The organism is Pseudovibrio sp. Alg231-02, from assembly GCF_900143565.1.
GTDB lineage: Bacteria > Pseudomonadota > Alphaproteobacteria > Rhizobiales > Stappiaceae > Pseudovibrio.
Map to the genome: position 1 here is coordinate 51,514 of NZ_FREX01000017.1, position 9,851 is coordinate 61,364.

Genomic DNA, 9,851 nt, shown 5'->3' on the forward strand with positions numbered 1-9,851 from the left:
TTGAAGCCATTCGTTTCGCTTGTGAGCACCAATATTAGGGGTTCTCTATTGGCTTCAAGAGAAAAATAAAGCAACAGCGACGATCATTCCTGCTGCAATCGATAGTTTTCGTGGTGGTGATAGAGTTGAGGGAGCAGGTGTTGTGCGGAGGAATATGTAGGCGAGGGCGACGCCAAAAACACCTCGAAGGGATTGTGCGACATTGGCTTGTAACACACCGCTGCTTTTGAAGCCAAGAACCAGCAGTGTAACAGCCATCAACCAAGTGACGGAAATCCATTTGCATTTAAAGACGAGGTGGTGATCAACCTTGCATGGAAGTGCCGAGATGAGGCAGATCAACCCACAGAACAGATAGTTGATTGAGACAGTAACCCATACCTGATCTAACTCGGAAAAATTCTGCAAAGATTTCGAGTATTGGGTGATCGAGTGATCTGAGATGGCATATCCCAAGCATGCAAGTGAGATCAGAAGTAGAGGCACCCAATCGATCTTTCCTGCGCTTTTGGAAAGGCAAATAGCAAGAACAAGAATGCCCAACACCGCAAATAATTGCTGAAGGTTTAGCGTATCACCCAGCAACACGAAGCCGAGTGCTGCTAGAATTGGTATTTTTAGAGTAAGCAGAGGAGAGATTATAGAGGCTCCGCTTTTCTGGAGTGCTGCCAGAAATAAAACTTGTGCACCGATATAGGGGATGTTGACCATAAGCAGCGGAACTACATGATCAAAGGACACAGTGCTCCAGAGCTGAAAACCAATAAACGGGATTGCTGCTATTATGCCCATCCCGATATGTACGGCAATGATGATCTGAGTACCTGTGGCATTGACGTTATCCTGGCATTTCTGTGTCAATACATAGTTGAGAGCCTGACAGAAAGCACCTGTTATACTGGCAGTTAGCCCTACATCCATAATTTTGGATCCCCAGTAACTTATCGGAAACTAGTCGGCTATGTTGCTAGTCAGAGCACGGGCATGACGTATCAGGCGCCCAACTTCCGGCCAATCATGAGTTGCCATTAACTTAGGATCCACCATCCATGAACCACCGCAACAGATGACGGAAGATAGTGCGAGGTAATCGTTGACGTTCGCGGGATGAATGCCACCAGTCGGCATAAAGCGAAGGTCTTTGTAAGGAGCTGAGACTGACTTGAGCATTTTGATACCGCCTGCTGCTTCTGCGGGAAAAAACTTCAGCGTTTTCAGCCCAAGATCAAGTGCCTGTTCCATCTCACCTGGCGTCATAGCGCCAGGAATGACATCCAAATCGTTATTAAGGCAGTAACTTATAGTTTGAGGATTGAAACCTGGAGAAACAATCATCGAAGCGCCCGCATTAGATGCAGAGCGAGCTTGCTGACTGTTCAGGACTGTGCCCGCAATCAAAAGAAGCTCTGGGAATTCTTTTGCAAAGACTTCGAGGGATGCGAGAGCGGGTTTCGTTCGCAAAGTTACTTCAGCGACGGGTAGGTCATTGACAATCAGTTGCTCAGCCAGAGGTTTGACTTGCTCAAGTGATGAGATTTGAATGACTGGAACGACTTTATAGGCTTCCAGTACACGGACTTTACTGTTCATTTCGGTTCCAGAGTTTTTTTTGGGGGGCCAAGTTCAGGAGAAAAACTCCCCCTGAACTTGCTGGCATTTGTCCCTATTAAGGCTGCAAGTAAGATTTCTTGCCGACCTTCAAACGCCAGATCTTGAAATTAGAGGTTTCAGGGTTCTCAAAGTTCATATTCCCATCCACCCAAGTGTGCAGATTGTTGGATGTGATATAAAGATCGCCATTCGGTCCCCATGCCAATGTATCTGGCCAAACCATGGTTTTGTCATAGGCGAGACGAGTGACGTCACCGGTTTCAGCATCACGATGCATGAGTCCGTTGAGTGTCAGGCCTGTCATGTAAAGGTTTCCATCCCGGTCGGCAGTCATGCCATCAGTGTTGGAAGGTAGAGTAGTCACAACACGAACACTTGCTTGCAGCACATCTTCAGAACGGCTGAAATCACGCAGCAAAGCGGTCTCGATAGCATACAGCGTGTTACCGGTCAGATTAGTCCAGTAAAGGGTCTTTCTATCACCAGACAGAGCGATACCGTCAGCACCTGTTAGCATAGGATTTTTGGAGAGTACTGGTTCACCATTGATGTTGAAGAAGAAGTTCTTCTCGTTATTGGTGAACTTGGTACCAGCAAGAACCCGGCGCGCTGTATTTGTATTACTGTCATAGACAATCAAGCCGCCATCCAAGGGCTGACAGAAGATTCCTGAATCGGTGATGTAAGCAAAGCCGCTATCGTTATCGATGGCAAGATCATTCAGGAAAGAGCACTTACGATTACTGTCTTTTTCACTGAACTCATAACGTTGAACTTCTTGATCCTTATCAATGTCCCAAAGAACAAGCTTCTCATCACCAGCTTTACTTGGCTGACCTGCAACATGCCCCTGATCCAGAATCCACATGATGTTGTTGCGATCAATCTCAAAGCCAAGAACAGCTTTTAACCCCTTCGCATTATCCATGCTGTTCATTTCCTCAGAGGGATATGGAACAAGCACTTTTCCTTCCGAGGTATCTTTCAATTTAGAAAGCGTTGCCGGGATCTCTGGGCCACCCCAGCGAGCAGTTGACACATACAAATTGCTTTGCCTGTCGACTTTTACGCCCTGCATCAGAGATTTGCCGAAAAGCTTACTGTTCTCCCAGGTGGTTCTTACTTGTGTATCCTGTACTTCGTAAGGAAGTGAGTTCCATTCAGTAACGATTTCCAGTTTTGGACCAGCCAATGCTGTAGATGCAACAAGTGAAAGTACAGCTGCACCAAGCAGCTTTGAGACGATCTTCATGGGTTCTCCCTTTCCTTAGAAGTCCGCTTTATGAAATGTTTTCTTGAAAAGCTGCGACTTGTGCCGCAGTAGGAATTGGCACAACTGCGCCGTATCCTGTTGTGGTCAGCGCTGCAGCGCAGTTGGCATAAACCAGCGCCTCTTGTGGGGTTTTTCCAGCAACAATCTGACTGAAAAATGCACCGGAAAAACAGTCTCCAGCACCGGTCGCGTCAACAGTCTCAACCTTGTGGCCTTTTGCTGTGAAGCGTTCACCGGTAGTTGCGACCATTGCACCTTCTGGCCCCATCTTGAGCACAACGGTTTTTGCACCAAGATTCAGGTAGAAGTCCGCAATTTCGTTTGCATCATTGAGCCCCGTCAGCAGCCGCGCTTCATCAAGGCTCGGCATGCAAAAGTCGACGTGGCGAGCCGTTTCATGAATAACCGCCCGTGCGCGATCCAAAGTCCATAGTTTGAGGCGTAAGTTGGTGTCAAAAGAAACCAACGTATTGTGTTTTTTCGCCAGTTCAATGGCCGCAAACACTGCATCGCAAGAGCCATTGCTGATGGCATGTGTGATCGCTGATGTGTGCAAGAGTTTAGCGTCGGCGATCAGGTCCTCGGGCAGATCAGTTGGTGATACAAGAGAGGCTGCCGAACCTTCACGATAAAAGGTGAAGTGATGGCCGCGCTCATCGTGTGAGATGAAGTAGATACCAGTTGGCGCGGTTGGGTGGCGTTGGATCCAGTCAGTCAAGACCCCTTCCGCATTCCAGAGATCAACAAACTGATCACCGAACACATCTGAACCAAGATGAGCAAACATCGCGACTTTGGCACCCTGGCGCGCTGCGCTAACCGCAAAGTTGGACGTGTCGCCACCATAACCGCTGAGATAGGAAACCGGTTTGTCCTGACCCGGAAGCTGACTAAACTCCAGAAGAGGTTCACCAAAAGAAACAATATCGATGGACATAGGGTACTCCAAAATGCGGTGGCTCCTGATAAGCCACCGCTATGATCTAAGAAAATTAGATGCGGCCGTACTTGGCCAGTCCATCGCGTAGAGAGCCGGAGTCGATGATCAACTTGGCTTGCTCAAGTTCACGTTCATCAATGGACTTGGAGAGTTCTAGGACAGCTTCAACTTTGTCTTTTGGAACGCATACAACACCATCAACATCACCAATGATCAGATCACCTGGGTTGATGGTTACGCCGCCAATCTCGACAGGTTTGTTGGCATCAATAGTTTTGAAGCGACCAAGCGTGGTACCTGGAGTTACAGTTTTCGAGTAGACAGGGAAGTCATAGTCACGGCGAATTTCTGCAATATCGCGCAACCCACCATTCAGAACAGCGCCTTCATGCTTGTTTGCAACGGCACCTGCGGTCATCAAACCACCCCAGACTGCAACTGTTTCCAGAGCTTCGCAGCCGGTGATTACAATAACGGACCCTTCCTCGGACTCATCAATTGCATCAAGGGCGTGCTGAGGAGGGAGTTTCTCTTGTGTTACATCTTCGAGGATGGTTACAGCCGGACCGACAATTTTCTTCTCGTTGATACGATTTTTAATGCTGAATGGCAGGAACATCGTTTCGCCAATGAGTTGATCACATGCATCCGCGATGGATGCGGTGGAGAAAATGGCACGGTAGCCTTCGATAATATCTTTGCTGTACATGGAACTAGCCTTCAGTTTGGAGGAACTTACGAGTTGACCCAGTTCTTGGGTTGCTCTCCGTCGAACACACGCAGCACTTCAACAGCTGCTTTATGTTGGAGCTCGACGACGGATTCTTCAGTGAACCAAGCGGTGTGATCTGTGCAGATGGTGTTTGGCAGGGTGAGCAGAGGATGGTCCTTGCGCACGGGCTCTTGCTCGAAAACGTCAATGGCCGCAGCGAAAATCTTCTTGTTCTTCAAGGCATCGTGAAGAGCATCTTCATCAACCAACCCACCGCGGCCTGTGTTTACAAGCACCGCATTTGGCTTCATTTTGCCCAAAATCTCAGCATCAATCATGTGTCTGGTTTTGGCGTTCAGGGGAGCATGGAGTGAGATGAAGTCTGCTTCTGCGCAAAGCGTCTGGAGGCTGACGAGATCTACGCCCGCTTCCAGAGCCGCTTCGACAGATAATGCAGGATCGGCTACCAGAGTACGTGAGAAACCAAGGCCTTCAGTCTTTTGCGCAAAACATCGAGCAATACGACCAAACCCCACGATGCCGAGTGTTTTCCCAGCCATGCGGACCATTGGTTCAGCTTGGCCAACCCCCCATCTTCCGGAACGTACATCTTGATCGCGGCTCGGAATTCTACGTGTAGCGGAAAGCATGAGTGAGACGGCATGCTCAGCAACGTCTTCGGACCCGTAATCGGGTACGTTAGCGACGTAGATCCCTTTGTCCTTTGCTGCTTTCAGGTCAATGTTATCTACACCAACTCCATAACGAACAACGATCTGACAGCGCTTCATGAGTGAAATTAACTCAGCATCAATCTGTGCTTCGCGTACCAAGACAGCATCTGCATCTATGATTTCAGTCTCGATTTTAGATCGGTCAGTTCCAATCGGTAGTGCGACAATCTTCGCGTTGTATTGCTGAAGTACCGTCTCTTCTTCTTCATAGCTCAGGTAACCTGGCTCAATGACCACGATCTTTTTCATTATCTGCCCCAAAAGTGACATGTTAGTTATGAGATATAAGAAAGATCGAGATTAAAAAATTGGCAAGTGAAAAATATAACACACAGGCAAATTTGTGATTTACGCCGCGTATTCGTTGTGGATAATGTCGTGATACGTAAATTTACGCTTGAATATCTGAGATTTCAGAAAAATATAGATAACATAACTGAAATGTTAATTGGGAGTGTTGTTATGTTTTTGAAGAAGACAGCAATGTTTGTTGCTTTAGCGTGTTCCGTCTCTTTCGCTGGGATGGCTAATGCAGAAACGACAATTCAAGTGGGGCATGGAGCGGCTGACACCTACCATATGCATAAAGCATGGGTTAAATTCAAAGAAATCATCGAAACTGAATCTGACGGTGAAGTACGGGTAGACATTTTCCCAAATGGTCAAATCGGGGGGGACCGAGAACTGACCGAGTCAGTGCAGTCTGGTGTCATTGATATGACTGCACCTGTTGTTGAAGTGATGGCTGGTTGGGATCCGGCTTTCTCTGTTCCAGGTCTCCCTTATACCTTTGCCAATCGAGCAGACGCGCTTGATGCTCTTTACGGCGAGTTTGGCGATATGCTGCTTAACCGCGTTGAAGATTTCGGCATCAAGGGTCTGGGCTGGATGGAAAATGGCATCCGCAACATTACAAGCAATGTCGGTCCAATAGAAAAACCTGCAGACCTTGAAGGTGTAAAACTGCGTACTATGCAGGTTGAAGCCCATATGGATGCCTTTGCTGCCATGGGTGCAAATCCAACGCCAATGTCATTCAATGAGGTTTATTCCGCTCTGCAGCAAGGTGTTGTTGATGCCCAGGAAAACCCTCTTGGGCATATCTATTCTTCACGCTTTTATGAGGTTCAGAAGTTCCTGACACTGTCCGGCCACGTATACTCAACACATATGGTTCTGGCCAACATGGATTTTTACAACAACCTCTCTGAAAAGAACCGGAAACTTGTCGATTCTGCTTTGAAACGTGCAATCGACTACCAACAGGATGTGATCGCCTCCGAAGAGCTGGACCAACTAAAAGCGATTGAAGCTGCTGGTGTAAATGTGACTCGTTTGAATGATGCAGAAATTGGCGCGTTCCAGAAAGTGACTGCCCCAATTCGCGACAAATACTTCGAGTTGGTCGATGCCAAACTCATTCAAGCTCTCAAAAAATAAACATAAACAGCTGACCCGGCAGGTCCCACCTGCCGGGTGATAAGAGGTGGGTTATGTCATCACTAAGGTTTATCGAGAAGAATGCAGAGGCTTATCTAATAAACTTCCTGTTGTTTAATATTGTGCTCTGGGTCTTTGTACAGGTCATTATGCGCTACATCTTCGCAAGCTCGTTGCCGTGGAGCGAAGAGTTTGTCAGGTGGTGCTTCATTTGGTTTATCTGGGTGGGGGTGAGCTACGGTTTCAAAACACGCCGTCATATTTGTGTAACTGCGCTTATCAATGGTCTGCCACCAAAAGCTAAAGCAATAATTGGCATCATCACAAATCTGCTAGTCCTGTGGTGCATGGTTAAGCTGTTTCTATACGGCTGGAAGCAAGTCTCAAGCCCTATCATCACTAGGCAATCATCCATCGTACTCTACTGGCCACTTTCCGATGTGCGGGTTGGTATGCAATGGCTTTACGCATCCTTGCCAATTGGCGCTTTGTTGAGCTCTCTACGCCTCGTTCAGAACGTGATTGTGGATCTGATTGCACTTAAAGGCCCTTCCGAGGCCACCGTTCCACTTCATTCCAATACAGGGGGCAACTGACAATGGTTTCCTTTACCCTCTTCGGCACCTTCATTTTGCTGGTTTTCCTTGGCGCACCAGTTGCAATTTGCCTCGGCTTCGCATCTCTTGTGGTCCTCGAATATCTGCCGCATACGCCGAACATTACGCTGCTGGCAAAAAGTGCCGTCATGGGTGGCAACTCTTTTCCCCTGGTTGCCATTCCACTGTTTGTTTTGGCAGGTGAAGTCATGCAACGCGGTGGATTGTCCGCGCGCATCGTAGGCGCCGCCTATACTTTGGTTGGGCATTTTAAAGCAGGTCTGGCCTATGTGAATGTCTTAGCGAGCATGTTTTTTGCTGCTATCTCAGGCTCTTCACCGGCAACCGTTGCTGCAATCGGCTCTAACATGATTCCGGAGATGGAGCGCCTCGGGTACCGTCGATCCTTCTCCGCAGCAATTACTGCGGCCGCCGGTATCACCGGCGTCATGATCCCCCCAAGTATTCCGCTGATCATTTATGGTGTCACGGCAAACCAATCGATCGGGAAACTCTTCCTTGCAGGTATTGTTCCGGGAATTCTTTTTGGTTTGGGTTACATGCTGGTGGCACGATGTATCATCTCCAAAAATTTCACTCCCAATACGCATGAAGGTTCGCAGCTCGACCGGGCAACAAAGGATGTGAACATTAAGCGATCCGGATGGCGCCAGCATTCCCTGTGGGCTCTGATTATCCCGGTAATCATCCTAGGTGGAATATATGGAGGGGTCTTTACGCCGACTGAAGCAGCCGGCGTTGCTGTGGTCTATGCTCTGTTTGTTAGTCTGATTGTTTATCGGGATTTGAAATTCCGTGAGCTTGGCTCTGTCTTCCTGAACTCAGGTCTGACATCTGCAACGGTTTTGGTCATGGTGGTTATGGCCGCATCCTTCGGGCGTTTGCTCACGCTGGAACGTATCCCAGTGGAAGTCGCAGACATGATTATTCAGCTCTCTGATAATCCGATCATTGTTCTGCTACTCATCAACATCATGCTTTTGATCGTTGGCATGTTCATGGAAACAATTGCGTCGATCATCATTTTTACGCCGATCCTACTGCCGATTGTTCAGCATTTAGGCGTAGATCCGGTCCATTTTGGTGTGATCATGACAGTAAATCTTGCAATTGGGTTCTGTACGCCGCCTTTGGGTGCAAACCTATTCGTTGCAACTGGCGTGGCAGAGGTCTCCCTTGAAAGCCTTGTTAAGGCGATCTTACCATTCCTCTTATCGATGTTTGTGATGTTGATGGTAGTGACCTACTTGCCGCAGGTGACGATGTTCTTGCCTTCCTTGCTCAATTAAGGACGGATGACAGGAAACTTTGCCAAAATAACAAATTGTATTATAAGGCAAATTGAGTGATGGAAGGTGATACGTATTTTCCTTCACTCTTTTTTTGATCCATTTTCTGAGATTCCGATGGCACAAGATTTGCTCAAAGATGTTGTTTACAAACGCATTCGTGAAATGATCATCAATGGCACGTTGCCAATGGGGAGCAAGCTATCTGAAACTGTTCTGGCCAAGCGACTGGAAGCAACAAAAGCTCCGATACGTGATGCCGTAAAACGGCTTCAAAGCGAAGGTCTCGTTCAGATCAAACCTCAAAGTGGCACCTTCGTTTTCAGTCTTTCTCAGACTGAGTTCAATGAACTGCTCGAGTTTCGATACTATATTGAATCTCAGGCTATGCAGCTTTCCTTCGAAAAGAACTGCAAAGCGTTGTGCCAGAGCATTCGGTACATACTGGATAAGATGAGTGTGTGCATGGAACGCAACGGCACGCTTGAATACCTGGGACTGGACAATGAGTTTCACCAGGTACTGATTGATTTTTGCGACAACGCTTATTTTGTTGAAGCTTACGCACTGATTTCTACGCGGATGGCAACCGCCAGAAATTATCTGGGTAGCAACGAGCAGCATATGTTACGTTCCTATGAACAGCACGTGAGTATCCTCCAGGCCCTGCAAAGCAACAACATTCAAGAAGCAAAAAACCTCCTTCGCAGCCACATCCTCCCAGAAAAGGGCGCTTACTGGGGTGATATCTTGCTACGCTTTAAAAACTAAATTCCCCATTCCATAACCGCACATAAATGGAACTAAGTGGCTTGTAAGGCTCCTGTTTTTTCCAAGTAACACAGCAAGTAATCAATGAAGCGCTGCGCCAGTGGATTTTCTTCCTGTGCGGACAAATAACTTAAGACGCTAGTTACTGGTAGCCCTGGTAGGGCGCTCTCAATCACAGGAATGTCCTCCAGCAATGCAGAGGCCGGTAGAATGGAAACTCCAAGCCCCGCTTTTATGGCGGACTGTACAGCCTGAATGGAGTTCGCAGTGATTGAGATCTTCCAATCTGAGGCCATGGCTTCCATGGCAGAGATTGCTATAGCGCGATAGCTGCATGGTTCCTGCATCAAGATCAGTTCCAGTGGTTTATCAGCCGCAGGCAGCTGCCCGCACCAGACCAGCGGCTCCTGCCATAACTGTTTGCCGCCAGAGGCCTCTGGTCCGGCGAATACCACATCCAGCTC

Annotated in this window: 11 protein-coding genes; 4 read left to right on the plus strand and 7 right to left on the minus strand. The window is 47.9% G+C overall.

Annotated elements, in window-relative coordinates:
• Positions 1 to 54 precede the first annotated feature (54 nt).
• The 6 genes from DHN43_RS26015 to DHN43_RS26040 form a co-directional block, all read right to left on the minus strand.
• Complete coding sequence (locus DHN43_RS26015) at positions 55 to 921, minus strand: EamA family transporter (protein WP_108820595.1); 867 nt, start codon at positions 919 to 921, stop codon at positions 55 to 57.
• Positions 922 to 951: 30 nt separating this feature from the next.
• Positions 952 to 1,590 carry a bifunctional 4-hydroxy-2-oxoglutarate aldolase/2-dehydro-3-deoxy-phosphogluconate aldolase gene (locus tag DHN43_RS26020; protein ID WP_063304525.1) on the minus strand — a complete coding sequence of 213 codons (639 nt, stop codon included), beginning with the start codon at positions 1,588 to 1,590 and terminating at the stop codon, positions 952 to 954.
• A gap of 76 nt (positions 1,591 to 1,666) precedes the next feature.
• Complete coding sequence (locus tag DHN43_RS26025) at positions 1,667 to 2,863, minus strand: L-dopachrome tautomerase-related protein (protein ID WP_108820596.1); 1,197 nt, start codon at positions 2,861 to 2,863, stop codon at positions 1,667 to 1,669.
• Between the two features lie 28 nt (positions 2,864 to 2,891).
• Positions 2,892 to 3,821 carry a sugar kinase gene (locus DHN43_RS26030; protein ID WP_108820597.1) on the minus strand — a complete coding sequence of 310 codons (930 nt, stop codon included), beginning with the start codon at positions 3,819 to 3,821 and terminating at the stop codon, positions 2,892 to 2,894.
• Positions 3,822 to 3,876: 55 nt separating this feature from the next.
• Complete coding sequence (locus DHN43_RS26035) at positions 3,877 to 4,533, minus strand: RraA family protein (protein ID WP_063288110.1); 657 nt, start codon at positions 4,531 to 4,533, stop codon at positions 3,877 to 3,879.
• Between the two features lie 26 nt (positions 4,534 to 4,559).
• Positions 4,560 to 5,519: a C-terminal binding protein gene (locus DHN43_RS26040; protein WP_108820598.1), complete on the minus strand. Its 960-nt coding sequence runs from the start codon at positions 5,517 to 5,519 to the stop codon at positions 4,560 to 4,562.
• Between the two features lie 213 nt (positions 5,520 to 5,732).
• Between DHN43_RS26040 and DHN43_RS26045 the strand changes: the two genes are divergently transcribed.
• The 4 genes from DHN43_RS26045 to DHN43_RS26060 all read left to right on the plus strand — a co-directional run bounded on the left by DHN43_RS26045 (position 5,733) and on the right by DHN43_RS26060 (position 9,387).
• Positions 5,733 to 6,710 carry a TRAP transporter substrate-binding protein gene (locus DHN43_RS26045; RefSeq protein ID WP_208995635.1) on the plus strand — a complete coding sequence of 326 codons (978 nt, stop codon included), beginning with the start codon at positions 5,733 to 5,735 and terminating at the stop codon, positions 6,708 to 6,710.
• Positions 6,711 to 6,763: 53 nt separating this feature from the next.
• Positions 6,764 to 7,306, plus strand: a complete 543-nt coding sequence (locus DHN43_RS26050) for a TRAP transporter small permease (protein ID WP_208995636.1) — start codon at positions 6,764 to 6,766, stop codon at positions 7,304 to 7,306.
• Positions 7,307 to 7,308: 2 nt separating this feature from the next.
• A complete protein-coding gene (locus DHN43_RS26055) occupies positions 7,309 to 8,616 on the plus strand; it encodes a TRAP transporter large permease (RefSeq protein WP_108820599.1) in 1,308 nt (435 codons plus the stop codon).
• Positions 8,617 to 8,733: 117 nt separating this feature from the next.
• Entirely contained in the window at positions 8,734 to 9,387 is a 654-nt protein-coding gene (locus DHN43_RS26060; protein ID WP_063288113.1) for a GntR family transcriptional regulator, read from the plus strand.
• A gap of 32 nt (positions 9,388 to 9,419) precedes the next feature.
• Here the strand turns inward: DHN43_RS26060 and DHN43_RS26065 are convergent.
• On the minus strand, positions 9,420 to 9,851 hold a 432-nt coding region (locus DHN43_RS26065), incomplete at its 5' end, for a LysR substrate-binding domain-containing protein (protein WP_199914865.1).

Bases quoted from the DNA above. Each gene is read 5' to 3' on its own strand.
- DHN43_RS26015 (WP_108820595.1), bottom strand. From the start codon at position 921: ATGGATGTAGGGCTAACTGCCAGTATAACAGGTGCTTTCTGTCAGGCT.
- DHN43_RS26020 (WP_063304525.1), bottom strand. From the start codon at position 1,590: ATGAACAGTAAAGTCCGTGTACTGGAAGCCTATAAAGTCGTTCCAGTC.
- DHN43_RS26025 (WP_108820596.1), bottom strand. From the start codon at position 2,863: ATGAAGATCGTCTCAAAGCTGCTTGGTGCAGCTGTACTTTCACTTGTT.
- DHN43_RS26030 (WP_108820597.1), bottom strand. From the start codon at position 3,821: ATGTCCATCGATATTGTTTCTTTTGGTGAACCTCTTCTGGAGTTTAGT.
- DHN43_RS26035 (WP_063288110.1), bottom strand. From the start codon at position 4,533: ATGTACAGCAAAGATATTATCGAAGGCTACCGTGCCATTTTCTCCACC.
- DHN43_RS26040 (WP_108820598.1), bottom strand. From the start codon at position 5,519: ATGAAAAAGATCGTGGTCATTGAGCCAGGTTACCTGAGCTATGAAGAA.
- DHN43_RS26045 (WP_208995635.1), top strand. From the start codon at position 5,733: ATGTTTTTGAAGAAGACAGCAATGTTTGTTGCTTTAGCGTGTTCCGTC.
- DHN43_RS26050 (WP_208995636.1), top strand. From the start codon at position 6,764: ATGTCATCACTAAGGTTTATCGAGAAGAATGCAGAGGCTTATCTAATA.
- DHN43_RS26055 (WP_108820599.1), top strand. From the start codon at position 7,309: ATGGTTTCCTTTACCCTCTTCGGCACCTTCATTTTGCTGGTTTTCCTT.
- DHN43_RS26060 (WP_063288113.1), top strand. From the start codon at position 8,734: ATGGCACAAGATTTGCTCAAAGATGTTGTTTACAAACGCATTCGTGAA.